Here is a 17,642-nt window from a genome sequence, read left to right on the forward strand (position 1 = left end):
GTGATGAACGTGCAGAACAACGTGGACCTCAAGCATTCAACCAAGACGGCGTCCGACTGGTGGCGCGGCGGCGTGATCTATCAGATCTACCCGCGCAGCTTTCAGGACAGCAACGGCGACGGCATCGGAGACCTGCGGGGCATTACCCAGCGGCTGGATTACATCGCCGGTCTGGGGGTCGATGCGATCTGGATCTCGCCCTTCTTCAAGTCGCCGATGAAGGATTTCGGGTACGATGTCAGCGACTATCGCGCCATCGATCCGATGTTCGGCACGATGGAGGATTTCCAGACGTTGCTGGACCGCGCCCATGGTCTGGGTCTGCGGGTGATGATCGACCTGGTTCTGTCGCATACCTCGGACCAGCATCCGTGGTTCGTCGAAAGCCGCAGCAATCGCGAGAACCCCAAGGCCGACTGGTACGTCTGGGCCGACCCCAAGCCTGACGGGACCCCTCCCAACAACTGGCTGTCGATCTTCGGCGGCTCGGCCTGGCAGTGGGATACGCGCCGGCAGCAGTACTACCTGCACAACTTCCTGACCTCGCAGCCGGACCTGAATTTCCACAACCCCGACGTGCAGGACGCGCTGCTGGACGTGGCGCGGTTCTGGCTGGACATGGGCGTTGACGGGTTCCGGCTGGACACGATCAACTTCTACTTCCACGACGCGCAACTGCGCGACAACCCGGCGCTGCCGCTGGATCAGCGCAACGCAACCATCGCGCCGATGGTCAACCCCTACAACCATCAGGACCACCTGTATTCCAAGAGCCAGCCGGAAAACATCGCCTTCCTTGAACGGCTGCGCGCTCTGACCGATCAATATGACGGCCGCGCCTGTCTGGGCGAGGTTGGCGACGCACAGCGCGGGCTCGAGATCATGGGCGAATACACCCGTGGCGACAAGCGCATGCACATGTGCTATGCCTTTGAATTTCTGGAAAAACGCCGCCTGACGGCCGAATACACCAAGCACGTGTTCGACCAGCTTCTGTCCAAGGCCGGCGACGCCTGGCCGTGCTGGGCGTTCTCCAACCACGACGTACAGCGCCACGCCTCGCGCTGGGATCTGGACGAGGCCGGCATCCGGCAGCACGCGGTTCTGATGATGTGCCTGCGCGGCTCGGCCTGCCTGTATCAGGGCGAAGAGCTGGGCCTGCCCGAGGCCGACGTGCCCTTTGAGCACCTGCAGGACCCCTATGGCATCGAGTTCTGGCCTGAATACAAGGGCCGCGACGGCTGCCGCACGCCCATGGTCTGGGCTGCGCAGTACGAACAGTCGGGCTTTACCACCGGTGCGCCCTGGCTGCCCGTCAGCACCGCGCAGGCCGAGCGCGCCGTGGACCGGATGGACGCCGACCCGCAGTCGGTGCTGAACCACTATCGCCGTGCTATCGCTTTGCGCCATGAATATCCGGCGCTGATGTATGGCACCCAGGCCGACATGCGCGAAACCGGCCCGATCCTCAGCTTCCTGCGTGAGGATGACAGCCAGCAAGTGTTCTGCGCCTTCAACCTGGGCGATGGCGCCGCGGAAATCGACCTGCCAGACGGCAACTGGCGCTGCATCGGTCAGGATCTGGGCGCAGTTGAGGCGCAGGGCTGCGCTACGCTGGCGCCCTCGCAATTCCGCCTGATGGTCCGAGAGAAAGGGTAACCCATGTCCGAGCTCAAGCTGACCGATGTCGCCAAGACCTATGGCAATGTCGATGTCCTGAAGGACATCAACCTCGAGATCGAGCGCGGCGAATTGATCGTGTTCGTCGGCCCCTCGGGCTGCGGCAAGTCCACCCTGCTGCGGATGATCGCGGGGCTGGAACGCATTTCGGGCGGGACGCTGGAGATCGAGGGGCAGGTGATGAACGACGTGCCCCCGGCACAGCGCGGCATCGCCATGGTGTTCCAAAGCTACGCGCTGTATCCGCATATGACCGTGCGCGAGAACATGGCCTTTGCTCTGAAAATCGCCAAGATGCCCGCCGATCAGATCGACGCGGCGGTGAACCGCGCGGCGCAGATCCTGCAGCTTGAACCGTTTCTGGACCGGCTGCCCAAGGCCCTGTCGGGCGGTCAGCGTCAGCGGGTCGCCATCGGCCGGGCCATCGTGCGCGACCCCAAGGTCTATCTGTTCGACGAGCCACTGTCGAACCTGGATGCCGCCCTGCGGGTGGCCACGCGGATCGAGATCGCGCGCCTGAAAGAGGCGATGCCTGACAGCACGATGATCTATGTCACTCACGACCAGGTCGAGGCAATGACCCTGGCCAGCCGGATCGTGGTTCTGGCCAACAAGGGCATCGCGCAGGTCGGCACGCCGCTGGAGCTGTACGAGACGCCCGACAACGAATTCGTGGCCCAGTTCATCGGCTCGCCCGCCATGAACCTGCTGCCGGGCACGATCACCGGCACCGGCGCCACCACGACCGTCGCGCTGGATTCCGGCGGCACGGCGGTGTCGGCCATCCCGACACGGGACGCCGACGCCGGCAAGAAGGTCAATGTGGGCGTCCGGCCCGAGGATCTGGTGGTCGCGGAAGGTGACCCCATCCTGACCGGGACCGTGGACTTTACCGAAGCATTGGGCGAGGTGACGTTGCTCTATTTCGCGAAAGCCCCCGGCGCCGAGTCGGTGATCGGCAAACTGCCGGGCATCCATCGTGGCTTGCGTGGCCAGACGGTTTCGGTGACTGCCGCGCCGGAGAAGATCCACCTGTTCCATGACGGTCGGTCAATGCGCAAATAGCTCGGACCTCGTCGTGATTCTGGTCTGAATTTGTCGCAAATCGTTTTTTGCGGCTGAAATGATGCGCATAGATTAGGCGGATGCGCAAAAAATTCGCGTGATCTTCCTGTGTGACATGAGGCCAGTTCCGATGCGCCGCTAGGTATCGTCGGCCCTTTTGATATATGATCCTCGCGCGAATTCCAGCAGAGTCGCGCCCTGTTTGGGCGGGCTCCGGGCTTAGTCTTCCAAGGGAACTGGACCTAAGAATTTCGCAAACTGTCACTTTTTGGACTGACGGGGCGACCGCAAAACTCTAACGTGACGCACGGATAAAAAACAAAACTCAGTCCAAACACGGGAGAAACACGAATGACCAAATCGTCAAACTTCAGCCGTCGTACGGTGTTGAAAGGGGCCGGCGCCGCAGCGCTGGCGGCACCTCTGTACAGCAAAAGCGCCCTGGCATCTTCGGGCGAAGTCAACATCCTGATGTGGTCGGATTACCTGCCGCCCAGCTTCATCGAAGAGTTCGAAACCCTGACCGGGATCAAGGTGAACTACACCGGTATCGGTTCGAACGAAGAGATCATCAACAAGATGAAGGCCACCAAGGGCCAGGGCTTTGACATCGTTTCGCCGACCAACAACCGGTCGCTGCAGTGGGAGCCGCTGGAGCTTCTGCAGCCGTTCGACATGAACAGGGTTCCGATCGACAAGGTCAACCCGGCGATGGCCAAGATCGGCACCGATGCCTGGAACTTCGGTGACAGCGGCGCGCATTGGCTGCCGCATATCTGGGGTACCGAAGGCATAGCCTATCGGACCGACCTGTGGCTGCCCGAAGGCGACGCTCCGTCCTATGGTGACGTCTGGTCGGAAGAAAACGCCGGCAAGACCATGGGTCGCGCGCATTCGATGATGCTGGGCGCAGGCCTGTACATGGAGCGCATCGGCGAGATGGAGCCCGGCTCGGTTTGGGCCGCATATGGCGACGAAGACACCATGCGCAAGGTCTGGGGTCAAATCACCGACTGGTGCATCGCCCGCAAGGACCGGATCAAACTGATCTGGAACGACGCCGACACCCAGAAGAACGGCCTGCTGAACGAAGGGGTTGTCGTCGGACAGACTTGGGATGGCCCGCCGCTGGCACTGAAATCCGCGGGCGAACCGGTGCACTACCAGGCTCCGGTCGAGGGTGCGATGGCTTGGGTCGACGGCATGTCGATGCCGACCGGTGCAACCAATATCGACCAAGTCTACGCCTTCATCGACTTCGCCTATCAGGCCAAACCGGCCGGTGTCGCGATCGACAGCCACGGCTACAACTCGCCGGTTCTGGGTGCCGACCAGTATTCGGGCGACACCTACAAGAAGAACTTTGCCGAGGCCTATCCGGGCGACTCGCTGGCCAACCTGAACCCGTGGCCTGCCGAAGCACCTTGGTACGCCGAGACCCGGACCGAGTTCGTCAACAAGTTCAAGAGCGCCTGATCGCCTTGAGATCGCGCCCCTCGCGTTGTCGCGCGGGGGGCCTTTGGACCCCGCACGCGTTTGCCCCGCGTGACGGACAACGATGCGGTGCGGCCTGAAGCTGCATCACAGGGAGATACCAAAAATGAGTGCAGGGATCGGAGTCGATCTGGAAAACCTGTGGATCCGCTTTGGCGATTTTGTCGCTGTGCGAGATGCGAACGTGAACATCAACGGGGGCGATTTCTTTTCGTTCCTTGGGCCTTCGGGCTGCGGCAAGACCACGATCCTGCGCGCGGTGTCCGGGTTCCTGGAGCCCAGCGAAGGCAATGTGCTGATCGGTGGAAAGAACATGAAGGGCATCGGGCCGAACAAGCGCCCGACCGCGTTGATCTTCCAGAACCTTGCGCTGTTTCCGCTGATGAAGGTCTGGGAGAACATTACCTTTTCGATGGAGATCAAGGGCGCCAGCGCCGCCGAGCGCCGCAAACGCGCGGATGAGCTGCTGGACATGATCGCGCTGCCGGGTCAGGGCGACAAGCTGCCCAGCGAATTGTCGGGCGGCCAGCGCCAGCGTGTCGCCATCGCGCGCGCCCTGTGCGCCGAACCGGACGTGCTGCTGCTGGACGAACCGCTGTCGGCGCTGGACCTCAAGCTGCGCCAGCACATGCGCACCGAACTGCGCGAGATCCAGCAGCGTGTGGGCATCACCTTCATCTACATCACCCATGACCAGGGTGAGGCCCTGACCATGTCGGACAACATCGCCGTGATGCGCGCTGGCGTGATCGACCAGATCGCCGATGGCAAGACCATCTACAACGACCCGACAACCGCTTTTGCCGCCTCGTTCGTGGGCGAAAACAACGTCTTCCGCGGCAAGGTCAAAAGAGTGATGGGCGAAGAGGCCCTGATCTCGACCAACCGGTCCGGCGATCTGGTGGCGCGGATATCGACCGCCAATCAGGGCAAGTTGGCCGAAGGTGACGACGCCATGATGTTCATCCGACCCGAGGCGTTCTCGATTGCACCCGAGGGGACGAGCGGCGATCACTTCGTCACGGCGCGGGTAACCCACGAGGAATTCGAAGGCAACGTCTTCAACATCTTCACCGAAGGAGAGGGCGGCAAGGAGATCAAGGTCTCGATCCCGAACCACGGGCAGTCGTTTAAAGATCACACCGGGCAGAACATCACGCTGGAATACGAAACCCGCAACGCGGTTGTCGTTCCGGCGGGTGAGCTGGCTGCGGAATAAGGAGGCCCGACGATGCCTGGCTTCCTCAGGGACTTCTTCAACCACAACGGTTTCGGCATGGGGCTCGCGATTTTGGGACTTGTCCTGTTCTGGACGATCGGCCTGATCATCCTGCCGCAGCTGTCGATGCTGGACTTTTCCTTCCGTCCCAACCTGCCGCCCCCGGAAATCGGCGGCCCCAAGGACGTGTACACGCTGGAGAACTACAAATACCTGATCTACGGGCCGGAAGGCGGTAGCCAGTCCTACAACGCCGTTGATCTGCGCGTTTTCTTCCGGACGTTGATCGCCGCGGTCTGCGTGACGATCTTCAACCTGATCATTTGCTATCCGATTGCCTATTACCTGGGTCAGTCCAAGGGCAATCACATCCGTATCTTCGCGATCATGCTGATCATCCCCTATTGGATCAACGAGATCCTGCGTGCCTTTGCGCTGCGTATCATCTTCGGAGAGACGGGTGTTTTGAACACGCTGTTCGTCGGATTGGGGATCTGGGACACGCCGTTCGATTTCATTCGCAACGACATCGCGCTCTATGCGGGCCTCGGCTACGCGTACATCCTGCTGATGATCTTCCCGATGTACAACGTCATCGAAAGCCTGGATGGAAACCAGATCGAAGCGGCGCGCGACTTGGGCGCTCCGTGGTGGCGGATCCACTGGAGGGTGGTCATTCCCTATGCCAAGCCTGGCATCAGTTCTGGCTGTACGATGGTGTTCATGCTGTCGGCCGGTGCGCTGGCCGCACCTCAAATCCTGGGTGGGCCGTCCAGTCTGTGGTTCACGCAACTGATCTATCAGCAGTTCAATGACAACAACGACTGGCCACAAGGCGCAGCCTACGCCATCGTTCTGCTGGTCACCTGTATCCTGTTCGTGCTGGCAATGATGCGCCTGTTCAAGGTGAACATGGGGGATATCGGGAAATGAACATGTCCTTCCTCCGTATCAGCATCTGGGTCTATCTGGCGATCTTCTTCGCCTACCTGCTGGGTCCCCTGGTGATCATGTCGATCACCGCCTTCAACTCGTCCGGTTTCCCGCGCATGAGCCCGTGGGAATGCCTGACCTTCCAGTGGTTTGGCGAGTTGTTTCAGGACCAACGCATCCTGAACGGCATCAAGAACTCGTTGATCATCGGCGCGGGAACCGTGGTTCTGTCGGTGGCGATGGGCTTGGCCGGAGCGCTGATGTTGACCCAGATCTGGCCCAAGCTGCGCGCCACCTACTATACGATCATCATCGCTCCGATCCTGATCCCGGGCGTTGTTCTGGGTATCTCGACGCTGGTCTTCTGGGACCGGATCAACCGGATGCTGGGGCTGGGCGCCGACAGCTTTTTGTCGAACGGTATTTTCCTGACCGTGATTGGCCAATCCACCTTCATCGCCAGCTATTGCATGTTGGTTCTGGTGGCCCGGCTGCAGCGATATGACCTGGCGCTGACCGAGGCGGCACTGGACCTTGGCGCAACGCATGCACAGGCGTTTCGCAAGATCCTGCTCCCGTTCATGCGCCCGGCGATTGCTTCGGCGGCGGTGCTTGCGTTTCTTGCCTCGTTCGAGAACTACAACACCACCACCTTCACGTTCGGCGAATACCCGACACTGACAATCGAACTGGCTCAGAAGGTGCGCTACGGCATTACACCTGCGATTTCGGCGCTGGCCTTTATCATCGTGGCGCTGACCGTGTTCTTCGCCCTGTTGAACGAAGCCAAGTTGAAGCGTCAGGAACTGGTCGCTGCCGCGCGCAAGGAAGCCACGGTCGAGGAGCTGGCGGGCAAGATCAAGTTGCCCAGCTTTTTCTCGGGGAACATGGCGGCCGTGCTGCTGGTCATGTTTGCCGTGGCAACGATCACTGTCGTCGGGACGGCCATGGCCTACAACCCGGCCCAGTGCATCGCGGACGTCAAGGAAGAAAAGCGTCTGGAAGCCGAACAGCGCATTCAGGAATTGCGCAAGCAACGCGAGGAGCAGCGCAAGCAGCGCGAAGCCGAGCAAGGCGACGCGCAGCAATCCACGCCCAAACCGTCGAACAACAGCGGTTTTGGCAATGTGTTCGCTCCGAACACATTGGGTGGTCAGGACGACGAAAGCTCAGCCGAGCCTGACAATCAGCCTTCGGGCAACAGTGGGTTCGGCAACGTCTTCGATCCAAACAGTCTGAAGACCGACGAGTAGGAAAAAGCGCCTACCAGAGCACCACATCCGCCCGGTTCAGGTTCATTCCTGGCCGGGCGGATTGCGCTTCAGGATGGCGACCCCGCAGGCAGCGATGCTGTGGCCGTTCCAATCCACCGGTGTGGCGTTGTAGTTGATCAGGAAGTCATGGGTCGCGGTTTCGCGCCGCCGCAGGCCGGGCGGCATAGGGTGCAGGGTCAGCCCGACCTTCTGCGCGGCCATTCCAACGATCCGGTCCCACAGGTCTTCGTCCGGGAAGCCGGCCAGATACCAAAGCTGGTCACTGCCCTTCAGCGCCGGGGTTCCGTCCGCAAAGGTCAACAGATCGGGCGCGTCGCCTGTCAGCCACTCGACCCAGTGTTGCGCCGCTCCGCCGCCCTGAACCGGGCGGGTGATCTCGGGCGGCAGGGATTCCACCAGCGCCACGTCGCAGTCCAGCGCTTGCAGGCCAGGGCGGCCTTGGGCCGGGATCTGGAAATCAGCAGTGATTGCCCCGGTACGCGGGCCCAGAACCGTCAGTTTCGCGGCCGCCCGCAGGCGGTCGGCCAGCGCGTCGTCCAGCGTGGCCAGTCCGGGGGCGAGGATCAGATCATAGTCGGCGTCGTCCAAGCCCGAGGCCGGCACGACATCGACCGACAGCCCGGCGCGGCGCAGGGCGCGATAAGCGGAAAACACCAGCCGAAAATAGTTGAACCCAGCGCCCTGAGGCTGGGTCGCCCAGGCCCAGTCCGACGGGTAGTCGAACAGGATGGCCACCCGCGCCTGCACCGGTTCCACCGGTCCCAGCGCGGCCAGATCCGCGGCCGTCTGCTGCGCCTCGGCCAGACCGGGGGCGGGTTGGTTGTTCGGTGTCAGCAAGCCCGCGTGCATCTGTTCCTGCGCAAAAGGCGCCTGCCGCCAGCGGAAATAGCTGACCACCTCGGCCCCGTGGGCCACGGCCTCGAGCGACCAAAGCCGCACCATGCCCGGCAGAGGGGCCGGGTTGTAGGGCGCCCAGTTCACCGGTCCGGGCTGCTGTTCCATCACCCACCAGCGGCCGCGTCCGACGGCGCGGTACAGATCGTGGTGAAAGGCCTGCATGTCCGGGTCGCCCTGCTGCAGAAAGGTCGCCTTGTGCGCCGCGTCGGCCTCGAGCCGGTCGGACAGGAACCCGATCGGGTAGCTGTCCCAGGTGGCGATATCCAGATCGGCGCCCACTTCGAAATGGTCGAAATCCAGAATCCGGCCCATGTAGTTGTGCAGCAGCGGCGCGTCGGTCAGGGGCCGCAGCGCCTGAACCTGGGCCCGGTTGAAGGCCACCACCTGATCCGAGCTAAACCGGCGGAAGGCCAGCACATGCGCCGGGTTGGGTTCGGTCACGGTCAGGTTGGGCAGGTCGATCTGATCGAAGTCGCCGTATTCCATCGACCAGAACACGTTGCCCCAGGCCGCGTTCAGCGCCGCGACCGAGCCATAGCGTTCGGCCAGCCAACGGCGGAAGGCCTGCCGGGCAGGCTCGCCGTAGCTGACGGTGGTGTCGTGGCAACCATATTCATTGTCGATCTGCCAGCCGGCCACATGCGGGTTGCGGCCATAACGTTCGCCCATGATCCGGGCGATGCGGACGCACTCATCGACGTATCCGGGATGGCTGAAACAATAGTGACGGCGCGAGCCGAACTTGCGCGGCTGCCCGTTTTCATCCACCGCCAGCATGTCCGGGTGCCGGTCCAGCATCCAGCGCGGCGGCGTGGCGGTTGGGGTTCCCAGCACCACCTTCAGCCCAGCCGCACCAAGGGTCTCGATGGCCTGATCCAGCCAGTCGAATGTCAGCCGGCCCGGTTCCGGCTCCATCCGGCTCCATCCGAATTCGCCGATCCGGACCCAGCGCAGGCCGGCCTCGACTATGCGCGCGGCATCTTCGGCCCACATCGACTGGGGCCAATGTTCGGGGTAATAGCAAACGCCAAGTTCGGGGTTCATAGGATGACTCTGTGTTCCGCCTGACCTTGGCCCGCGTTTTCGGCGGCAAAGGTCATTCCGTTGGTGGGGTGCGATGCGATGGTGTCCGCATCCAGCCCTTCACGGGCCGAGGTGCAGAACAGCGTCGTCAGATCCGGCCCGCCGAAAGCGGGGCACGAGGTATGGGCCGCCGGGAAGTTCACCGCGCGCAGAAAGGTTCCGCCGGCGTCATAGACCGCGACCCGCGCCGCGCCCCATTGCGCGAGCCATAGGTTGCCCGCGGCATCGACGACCGCGCCATCGGGGTTCAGCCCCTCGGCGCGCAGGTCCAGAAACACCGCGCTGTCGCCCTCGGGCCAGCCGGTTTCCGGGTTCAGGCCCCAGCGCCGCACCTGCCCGGTGGCCGTGTCGCAAAAATAGGCGCAAGACCGGTCAGGCGCGAAACTGATCGCGTTCGAGATGGTCACGTCCGGCACCAGCTGCCGCAGCTCACCCCGCCAAAAACGATAGATCGCCCCCGCGCCCCGTTCCGCGCGCTTGCCCATTGTGCCGATCCAGAACCCGCCCCACGGATCAGCCCGCCCGTCATTCGAGCGGGTCACCGGGTTGTCGGCCTCGAGCGCGACGATGCGGTCCTTGTGACCGGTCTCAAGCCCGAACCGCCACAGGCCGGTTTCCGACGCGATCAGCAGCGTGTCGCGGTCGATCCAGCCTGCGGCCGAGACGTGCTCGGCAAAATCCCAGCTTTGCGGGCCACCCGCGTCGCGGGTCATCAGGCGCTTGTTGATGATGTCGAACCAGAACAGCTGTTGCCGTTCGGGGTGCCACAGCGGGCCTTCGCCCAACGCGCACGGTCGGTCGTCAAAGACATGGCTCATCGCGTGGCCTCGTCATAGGCGGCGACGATCCGGCGGGCGTTCTCGGCGATCTGGGCCACGGACATTCCGGGTTTGAACAAGGCCGAGCCGATGCCGAACCCGTCGGCCCCGGCCTTGAGCCAGTCGCCGAAATTTTCGGGCCCCGCGCCGCCCACGGCATAGACCTGCGTGCCCTTGGGCAGGATCGGGCGCATGGCAGCCAGCCCCACCGGTCCGGCCATCACCCCGGGAAACAGTTTCAGCCCGGTGGCTCCGGCGCGCAGGGCGACGAAGGCCTCGGTCGGGGTATAGACCCCGGGCCAGCTCTGCAGGCCCAGATCCACCGTGCGCGCGATCACCTCGGCATCGCAATTGGGCGATACGATCAGCTTGCCACCCACGGCGGCCACCTGTTCGACCTCGTCCACGGTCAGGACGGTTCCGGCCCCGACCAGCGCGCGGTCGCCGATCGAACGGGCCAGACGGCCGATGCTGTCCAGCGGGTCGGGCGAGTTCAGCGGTACTTCGATCCGGTCAATGCCGGCGTCCAGAATGGCCTGGCCGACGGCCTCGGCCTGCGTCGGGTCAAGCCCGCGCAGAATGGCGATGATGGGGCGGCTCATGCGGTTTGCCTCGTGAGGGTGCGGGCCTGCAGCAGACCGGCCAGCGTGGCCTGGGTCGCGTCGGCGGTTTCGACGAACGCGCCCTGTTGCTGCAGCGCCGTGGCATAGATGTGCGACAGGGCTTCGGCGCCGATGATGGCCAGTTGCTGACCCAGCCAATAGGGGCGGGTGGCGGCCAGTTCGGCACCGATCAGAGCGCCCGACAGGCGGGCGCGGGCGGTGGCCGGATCCTGCCCGTGCAGCAGGTCGGCCGCGCGCAGCCCGAACAGCCGCCCGGCCAGTTGCTCGGGCTTTGACAGCGTGTCCGCGACGGCCGTGGCAAAGGCGTCGTCGTCCCAACCTTCACCGACCGAGTGTTTCAGCACCGAGTGCTGTCCCAGCAGATCGAACAGCTCACCGGTCATGAAGGTGCGGAAGCTGACGACCTCGCCGGCGCTGACCTGCACCCATTTGGTGTGGGTGCCGGGCAGGCAGATCACGCCATCCCAATGCGGGCGCGTGGACAGGTAGCCGGCGATCTGGGTTTCCTCGCCGCGCATCACGTCGGCGGGGTCGTACTGTTTGAGGCCCGGTACCACGAAGGCGCGGATGCGTGGATCGGTGCCGGGCACGCGCACCGGAACGGTCGAAATCGGCTTGGCCGGAACAGCCACATAGGGCGCCTCGACCCAGCCCTGCCGGGCACCGACCATGCCGCAGGCGATCACATCCACGGGCGCCGCGCCCAGCCAGCCCTGGACCAGCGTCAGCAACGCGTTCTGGAACTGATCCCGGCCCAGTGTCGCCATGCCCCGGTCGCATTGGGCGTGGTCCAGCACCGTGTCGCCCTGCATCGCCCAGGCGCGCAGATGCGAGGTGCCCCAGTCTACTGCGATCCACTCGGTGTTCATGTCCTCACCCCGTTGTGACCACGCCGCCATCGACGACCATGCATTGCCCGGTCATGGCGCGGCTGGCCGTCGATGCCAGGAACAGCGTCGGCGCGATCATGTCGTCCGGGCTCAGATGTTCCTTCAGGCACTGTCGATCCATATGCGCGGCCAGATCCTCGGGCGTGGCCCACATGTCCAGTTGTTTCTGCGTCAGCACCCAGCCGGGCGCCAGCGCGTTGACGCGGATGTTCTTCGACCCCAGCTCGCGCGCGAGCGAGCGGGTCATGCCGGTGATTCCGGCGTTGGCCGTCGTATAGATCGGATAGCCCGCATTGCCCATCATGTAGCTGATCGAGCTGAAGTTGATGATCGACCCGCCGGTCTCGGCCATCTGGCGCGCGGCCTGCTGGCAGGCAAAGTAATAGGCCTTGAGGTTGACCTCGATCATCCAATCCCAGAACTCGGTCGTGGTTTCCTCGAGGCTGTGGCGCTTGTCGTTTGCGGCATTGTTGACCAGCACGTTCAGCGGACCGTGGGCCTCGGCAGCCTTGGTCATTGTTTCGTGCAGCAGCGCGGTGTCGGTCATGTCGCCCTGCAGGAACAAGGGCGCGCGGCCGTGTTTGGCGCGCATCTCTTCGACGAATGCGCTGGCGTCGGACCGGCCGATGAAGGCGACCTTTGCGCCCTGGGCCAGGAACCCGTCTGTCAGGGCCGCGCCCACGCCCGACCCGCCGCCGGTGATGAAGACGGACGCGCCGTCGAGGTCATGGAAGGTTGCTGGCTGGGTCATCAATGGCTCTCTCTGGTCACAAGGCGGGTGTCCTTGCCCACCAGGAAATCAAGGTCAGCGCCGCGGTCGGCCTGAAGGACATGGTCGATATACAGTTTGGCATAGCCGCGGGTGTAATGCGGGTCGTCGGGCTGCCAATCCGCGCGGCGGGCGGCCAGTTCCTGTTCGTCGACCAGCAGTTCCAGCTCGCCCTTGCTGGCCGAGACGCGGATGCGATCACCGGTTTTCACCAGCGCCAGAGGACCGCCCGCCTGCGCCTCGGGGCTGACATGCAGGATCACGGTGCCGAAGGCGGTGCCCGACATGCGTGCGTCGGAAATGCGGATCATGTCACGTACGCCCTGTTTCACCAGTTTGGCGGGGATCGGCATGTTGCCGACCTCGGGCATGCCCGGATAGCCCTTGGGCCCGCAGCCTTTGAGCACCAGTATGGTCTCGGGCGTCACAGGCAGGTCGTCGCGGTCGATATTGGCCTTCAGGTCCTCGATGCTGTCGAAGACATAGGCCTCACCTTCCGTCTCCAGCAGGCTGTCTGTGGCGGCCGAGGGTTTCACGATGGCCCCGTTCGGCGCCAGGTTGCCGCGCAGAACGCGCAACCCGGCGGCCGGTTTCACCGGATCGTCAAAGGCGTGGATCACGTCACGGTTGAAGCATTCCGCGCCCTCATAGTGGGCCGAGATGTCCTTGTTCAGAACGGTGCGGGCCGGGCGCAGATGCGATTTCAGCTCGGACAGGACCACCGGCATCCCGCCGGCATAGCAGAAATCTTCCATCAGGTATTTGCCCGAGGGCATGCAGTTGACCAGCAGCGGAATGTCCGAGCCGATCTCGAAATCCTGCAGGGTCAGGTCCACGCCCACCCGGCCGGCCAGCGCCAGCAGGTGCACCACGGCGTTGGTGGACCCACCCACCGCGGCATTGGCCAGAATGGCGTTCTCAAACGCCGCCTTGGTCAGGATGTCCGAGGGTTTGAGGTCCTCGTCCACCATTTCGACGATGCGTTTGCCGGTCATGTGCGCCAGCGCCATCCGGCGGGCATCGACGGCGGGCAGGGCGGCGTTTGTGGGCAGGCTCATGCCCATCGCCTCGACCAGCGACGCCATGGTCGAGGCCGTACCCATGGTCATGCACACGCCCTTGGACCGGCTCATGCCGGATTCGGCGTTCATGAAATCCTGCAAGGTCATCTCGCCGGCGCGTACGGCTTCCGAGAATTTCCAAACATCGGTGCCCGAGCCGATATCCTGACCGCGATACTTGCCGTTCAGCATCGGCCCCGAGCTGACCACGATGGTGGGCAGATCGACCGAGGCCGCGCCCATCAGCTGGCCGGGCGTGGTCTTGTCGCAGCCGCCCAGCAGCACCACGCCGTCGATGCCATAGGCGCGGATCGATTCCTCGACATCCATGGCCAGCAGGTTGCGGAACAGCATGGCGGTGGGCTTCATCTGGGTTTCGCCCAGCGACATCACCGGGAATTCGACCGGAAAGCCTCCGGCCTCCCACACGCCGCGCTTGACGCCTTCGGCGAGGTCGCGCAGGCCCGAGTTGCACGGCGTCAGTTCCGACCATGTGTTGCAGATGCCGATGATCGGGCGTCCGTCGAACGCATGATCGGGAAAGCCCTGGTTCTTCATCCACGACCGATGGATGAACCCGTCCTTGTCGAGCTTGCCGTACCAGTGCTGTGAGCGGCGTTTCTTCATGTCTTTGTTTCTTTTTCGTATTGGGTCGTGGTTTTCTTGTGTGTTTGCCGGATGATCAGGCCGCGCGGGCCGGACGGCACCAATCCGGCAGCCAGTCGGCATGGGCGGTCAGCAGGTCACTTACCAGGCTGCGGATCTGGCGCAGGTCCAGTTCGGCGGCGGTGTGCGGGTCCATCATGGCGGCGTGGTAGATGTGTTCGGGGTTTTCCTCGACCAGGGCGCGCACGGTCAGTTCCTGCACGTTGATCTGGCTGCGCATCAGGGCGACCAGCTGCGGCGGGATGCCGGTCACGACCGAGGGCTGCACGCCGTTGCTGTCGACCAGACAGGGCGTTTCGACCGCCGCGCCCAGCGGCAGCTGCGGGATCTGCCCGGTATTGGGCAGGTTGCCATAGGCGACATAGGGCGTGTCGGTGACGATTGCGTTCATAAGGTCGGCGGCGAATTCGTGGCTGCGGATCACTTCGATGTCGCGCCCGTCGGTCAAGGTCTTGGCCTGTTCCTTCCAGTTCGCGACCTGTTCCTCGCAGCGGGTGGGGTATTCGTCCAGTGGGATCTGGAACTGGTCGATCAGGTCCTGACGCCCGTCCTTGATGAACCACGGGACATATTCGGCCAGGTGTTCCGAGCTTTCGGTGCAGAAATAGCCCAGGTGATCCATCACCTCGTACCGCACCTTGTTCGGGCAGCGCGGCATCAGCAGCGGCGCTTTGGGCAACTGGCCCGCGTGATAGCCTCGGCGCAGCGCCGGATACAGGTCGCGGCCCTGATGTTCCAGCCGCAGGAAAAACGCCACGTGGTTCACGCCCGCTACGCGATAGCGGATTTCATCCTTGGGCAGGTCCAGGTCATGGGCCAGTTCCTCGACCGTGTTCTGGACCGAGTGGCACAGACCCACATGCTTCAGTGCCGGGAACCGTTCGGCCAGCGCCCAGGTGTTGATGGCCATCGGGTTGACGTATTGCAGCAGCGTGGCATTCGGGCACAGCTGCGCCATGTCGCGGGCCACATCCCACAGGACGGGCACGGTGCGCAGGCCGCGCATGATGCCGCCCACGCCCAGCGTGTCGGCGATGGTCTGGCGCAGGCCATATTGCTTGGGGATCTCGAAATCGGTGACGGTGCAGGGCTTGTAGCCGCCGACCTGGAAGGCGGTGATGACGAAATCGGCCCCGTCCAGCGCCGCGCGGCGGTCGGTATGGGTCGAGACGGTCGCGCCGGTCCCGACCGAGCGGATCATCGCGCGCGCGACGGTTTCGCTTTCGGCCAGACGCTCGGGGTCGATGTCCATCAGGGCAAAATGGCTGTCGGCCAGCGACGGGGTCAGCAGGGCATCGCCCACGATGTTCTGCATGAAAATCGTGGAACCTGCACCGATGAAGGTGATCTTGGTCATGACTGTAAACCTTGACTAGGCGTTATTTTACGGCACCGAGGGTCAGACCCGCGATGAAGTGTTTCTGCATCAGAAAGAACATGGCCACCGGCGGCAGGGCCGCGACGATCGAGCCGGCACTCATCAAGTGATACGCTGCGCGGAACTGCGCGTTGAAGCTGGTGATCCCGGCGGTGACGGGTTGGCTCTCGGCCCCCTGGGTCAGCACGACAGCCCAGAAATAGTCGTTCCAGATGAAGGTGAAGATCAGCACGCTGAGCGCGGCGATCGCGGGCTTCATCAGCGGCAGGACGACGTACCAGAAGATGCGCCATTCGCTGATGCCCTCGACCCGGGCGGCCTCGATCAACTCAAAGGGCAGGGCGCGGATGAAGTTGCGCATGAACAGCGTGCAGAACCCCGTCTGGAACGCGATGTGGAACAGCACCAGGCCGGTTTTCGTGTTGTAGAGCCCCAAGTCCAGCGTCAGGTCGCGCACCGGCACCATCAGGATCTGGAAGGGTACGAAGTTGCCGGCCACGAACATGAAGAAGATCCACAGGTTCGACTTGAACTTGTAGATCCCCAGCGCAAATCCGGTCATGCAGCTGAGCGCCACCGCGCCGATCACCGTGGGAACCGTGATCAGGAACGAGTTCAGCAGATAGCGCGGCATGTCCGAGTTGAAGAACACCTGACCATAGTTCCTGGCGCCTTCAAAGCTGGAGGGCAGACCCCAGTAGTTGGCGTTGGTGAAATCCGCCTCGGGCTTGATGGAAAACAGGGCCACCGCCAGCAGCGGGCCGAGCCAAAGCAGAAGGGCGACCGGCAGCATCGCCTGATAGGAAATCTGGGCCGCGCGGGGTTGTTTTTCGATCGGTTTGGGAAACATCTCAGTGCCCCTTTTCTTCGCGGTACATCGACCACAGGAAGTATGCGATGAAGCACAGCATGATCAGGAACAGGATTACGGCGATGGCCGCGCCATAGCCCATGCGGAACCCGTATTCCGACAGGGCGACCTCGAACATGTAATAGGCTAGCACGCGGCTTGATCCGAACGGCCCGCCCTGCGTCATGATCGAGATCAGGTCGAACGAGCGCAGCGCGCCGATGATGGTCACCACGAAGGCGATGAAGGTTGCCGGGCGCAGTTGCGGCAGGATGATGTGCCACAGCATCCGCCCGCCCTTGGCGCCGTCCAGCCGGCCGGCCTCGATCTGTTCGGGGTCCACGGCGTTCAGGCCGGTCAGATACAGGATCATGCAATAGGCGGTCTGCGGCCAGAGGCCCGCGAAAATGATGCCGTAGGTTACGAAGCGTTCATCACCCAGGACGTTCACAGGGCCCAGCCCGACTAAGCCCAAAAGCTCGTTCAGCAGCCCGAATGTGGGGTCGTAGAACCAGGTGAAGACCAGCCCGACAACGACCTGGCTGATGACGAAGGGAAAGAAGAACAAGGATTTGTACAACCGGATTCCCCAGACCGTCTGGTTGAGGAACAGTGCGATGAACAGACCAGCCGGGATCGCCAGCAGGTACATGATCAGCCAGATCAGATTGTTCTTCAGCGAGACATAGAAGGCGTCACGGTCGACCCACTCCCAATACAGGTCTTCATAGTTGCGCATACCGACATATTCGGCTGCGCCCAGCCCGTCCCATTCGTAAAGCGACAGGTTGAAGGACTGGAATACGGGGATGATCACGTAGACCATGAAGAACAGCACGCCCGGAGCCAGAAACAGCCAGGGTGCGATACGTTGCTGATTTCTGTGGAACCAGCTTTCGTGTTCGGTGACGTCGACAGCGGTCATGGTCAATCCCGGTTTGG

Annotated in this window: 15 protein-coding genes; 6 read left to right on the forward strand and 9 right to left on the reverse strand. The window is 63.1% G+C overall.

The genetic code is table 11. The features are described from left to right. Positions 1-3: 3 nt before the first annotated feature. The 6 genes from ACR0JC_RS13595 (at position 4) to ACR0JC_RS13620 (ending at position 7,644) form a co-directional block, all read left to right on the forward strand. Complete coding sequence (locus ACR0JC_RS13595) at positions 4-1,659, forward strand: alpha-glucosidase (protein ID WP_170341223.1); 1,656 nt, start codon at positions 4-6, stop codon at positions 1,657-1,659. A gap of 3 nt (positions 1,660-1,662) precedes the next feature. Beyond that, the gene (locus ACR0JC_RS13600; RefSeq protein ID WP_170341225.1) at positions 1,663-2,745 is read left to right on the forward strand and encodes an ABC transporter ATP-binding protein; all 1,083 of its coding nucleotides are present in this window, start codon (positions 1,663-1,665) and stop codon (positions 2,743-2,745) included. Positions 2,746-3,096: 351 nt separating this feature from the next. Next, positions 3,097-4,221, forward strand: a complete 1,125-nt coding sequence (locus ACR0JC_RS13605) for an extracellular solute-binding protein (protein WP_170341229.1) — start codon at positions 3,097-3,099, stop codon at positions 4,219-4,221. A gap of 124 nt (positions 4,222-4,345) precedes the next feature. Continuing rightward, positions 4,346-5,458 (forward strand): ABC transporter ATP-binding protein, encoded by a 1,113-nt coding sequence (locus ACR0JC_RS13610; protein ID WP_170341232.1) that lies wholly within the window; start codon positions 4,346-4,348, stop codon positions 5,456-5,458. A 12-nt stretch (positions 5,459-5,470) separates the two neighbouring features. Next, positions 5,471-6,391: an ABC transporter permease gene (locus ACR0JC_RS13615; protein WP_170341236.1), complete on the forward strand. Its 921-nt coding sequence runs from the start codon at positions 5,471-5,473 to the stop codon at positions 6,389-6,391. Continuing rightward, positions 6,388-7,644 carry an ABC transporter permease gene (locus ACR0JC_RS13620; RefSeq protein WP_170341237.1) on the forward strand — a complete coding sequence of 419 codons (1,257 nt, stop codon included), beginning with the start codon at positions 6,388-6,390 and terminating at the stop codon, positions 7,642-7,644. Before ACR0JC_RS13615 ends, ACR0JC_RS13620 begins: the two co-directional genes overlap by 4 nt. A gap of 42 nt (positions 7,645-7,686) precedes the next feature. On the opposite strand, the gene ACR0JC_RS13625 is transcribed toward ACR0JC_RS13620, so the two are convergent. From ACR0JC_RS13625 to ACR0JC_RS13665, 9 genes are read right to left on the reverse strand one after another with little or no spacing between them, the layout of a single operon-like run. After that, positions 7,687-9,606 carry a beta-galactosidase gene (locus ACR0JC_RS13625; RefSeq protein WP_170341240.1) on the reverse strand — a complete coding sequence of 640 codons (1,920 nt, stop codon included), beginning with the start codon at positions 9,604-9,606 and terminating at the stop codon, positions 7,687-7,689. Next, a complete protein-coding gene (locus ACR0JC_RS13630; protein ID WP_170341242.1) occupies positions 9,603-10,463 on the reverse strand; it encodes an SMP-30/gluconolactonase/LRE family protein in 861 nt (286 codons plus the stop codon). Before ACR0JC_RS13630 ends, ACR0JC_RS13625 begins: the two co-directional genes overlap by 4 nt. After that, on the reverse strand, positions 10,460-11,065 hold the full coding sequence (locus tag ACR0JC_RS13635; RefSeq protein ID WP_170341245.1) for a 2-dehydro-3-deoxy-6-phosphogalactonate aldolase: 606 nt from the start codon (positions 11,063-11,065) through the stop codon (positions 10,460-10,462). Before ACR0JC_RS13635 ends, ACR0JC_RS13630 begins: the two co-directional genes overlap by 4 nt. Beyond that, complete coding sequence (locus ACR0JC_RS13640) at positions 11,062-11,955, reverse strand: 2-dehydro-3-deoxygalactonokinase (protein WP_170341248.1); 894 nt, start codon at positions 11,953-11,955, stop codon at positions 11,062-11,064. Before ACR0JC_RS13640 ends, ACR0JC_RS13635 begins: the two co-directional genes overlap by 4 nt. A 4-nt stretch (positions 11,956-11,959) precedes the next feature. Further along, entirely contained in the window at positions 11,960-12,727 is a 768-nt protein-coding gene (locus ACR0JC_RS13645; protein WP_170341250.1) for an SDR family NAD(P)-dependent oxidoreductase, read from the reverse strand. Then, positions 12,727-14,433 (reverse strand): IlvD/Edd family dehydratase, encoded by a 1,707-nt coding sequence (locus ACR0JC_RS13650; protein ID WP_170341254.1) that lies wholly within the window; start codon positions 14,431-14,433, stop codon positions 12,727-12,729. Before ACR0JC_RS13650 ends, ACR0JC_RS13645 begins: the two co-directional genes overlap by 1 nt. Positions 14,434-14,488: 55 nt before the next feature. Further along, on the reverse strand, positions 14,489-15,829 hold the full coding sequence (gene melA, locus ACR0JC_RS13655; protein ID WP_170341258.1) for an alpha-glucosidase/alpha-galactosidase: 1,341 nt from the start codon (positions 15,827-15,829) through the stop codon (positions 14,489-14,491). A gap of 22 nt (positions 15,830-15,851) precedes the next feature. Beyond that, positions 15,852-16,700, reverse strand: coding sequence for a carbohydrate ABC transporter permease (locus ACR0JC_RS13660; protein WP_093963150.1), 849 nt, complete (start codon positions 16,698-16,700; stop codon positions 15,852-15,854). 1 nt (position 16,701) lies between these two features. Beyond that, positions 16,702-17,625 (reverse strand): carbohydrate ABC transporter permease, encoded by a 924-nt coding sequence (locus tag ACR0JC_RS13665; RefSeq protein ID WP_170341260.1) that lies wholly within the window; start codon positions 17,623-17,625, stop codon positions 16,702-16,704. Between the last annotated feature and the right edge of the window lie 17 nt (positions 17,626-17,642).

The organism is Ruegeria sp. CH5 (assembly GCF_056537025.1).

Bases quoted from the DNA above. Each gene is read 5' to 3' on its own strand.
- ACR0JC_RS13660 (WP_093963150.1), bottom strand. From the start codon at position 16,700: ATGTTTCCCAAACCGATCGAAAAACAACCCCGCGCGGCCCAGATTTCC.
- ACR0JC_RS13615 (WP_170341236.1), top strand. From the start codon at position 5,471: ATGCCTGGCTTCCTCAGGGACTTCTTCAACCACAACGGTTTCGGCATG.
- ACR0JC_RS13620 (WP_170341237.1), top strand. From the start codon at position 6,388: ATGAACATGTCCTTCCTCCGTATCAGCATCTGGGTCTATCTGGCGATC.
- ACR0JC_RS13635 (WP_170341245.1), bottom strand. From the start codon at position 11,065: ATGAGCCGCCCCATCATCGCCATTCTGCGCGGGCTTGACCCGACGCAG.
- ACR0JC_RS13625 (WP_170341240.1), bottom strand. From the start codon at position 9,606: ATGAACCCCGAACTTGGCGTTTGCTATTACCCCGAACATTGGCCCCAG.
- ACR0JC_RS13595 (WP_170341223.1), top strand. From the start codon at position 4: ATGAACGTGCAGAACAACGTGGACCTCAAGCATTCAACCAAGACGGCG.
- ACR0JC_RS13600 (WP_170341225.1), top strand. From the start codon at position 1,663: ATGTCCGAGCTCAAGCTGACCGATGTCGCCAAGACCTATGGCAATGTC.
- ACR0JC_RS13645 (WP_170341250.1), bottom strand. From the start codon at position 12,727: ATGACCCAGCCAGCAACCTTCCATGACCTCGACGGCGCGTCCGTCTTC.
- ACR0JC_RS13665 (WP_170341260.1), bottom strand. From the start codon at position 17,625: ATGACCGCTGTCGACGTCACCGAACACGAAAGCTGGTTCCACAGAAAT.
- ACR0JC_RS13650 (WP_170341254.1), bottom strand. From the start codon at position 14,433: ATGAAGAAACGCCGCTCACAGCACTGGTACGGCAAGCTCGACAAGGAC.
- melA (WP_170341258.1), bottom strand. From the start codon at position 15,829: ATGACCAAGATCACCTTCATCGGTGCAGGTTCCACGATTTTCATGCAG.
- ACR0JC_RS13630 (WP_170341242.1), bottom strand. From the start codon at position 10,463: ATGAGCCATGTCTTTGACGACCGACCGTGCGCGTTGGGCGAAGGCCCG.
- ACR0JC_RS13610 (WP_170341232.1), top strand. From the start codon at position 4,346: ATGAGTGCAGGGATCGGAGTCGATCTGGAAAACCTGTGGATCCGCTTT.
- ACR0JC_RS13605 (WP_170341229.1), top strand. From the start codon at position 3,097: ATGACCAAATCGTCAAACTTCAGCCGTCGTACGGTGTTGAAAGGGGCC.
- ACR0JC_RS13640 (WP_170341248.1), bottom strand. From the start codon at position 11,955: ATGAACACCGAGTGGATCGCAGTAGACTGGGGCACCTCGCATCTGCGC.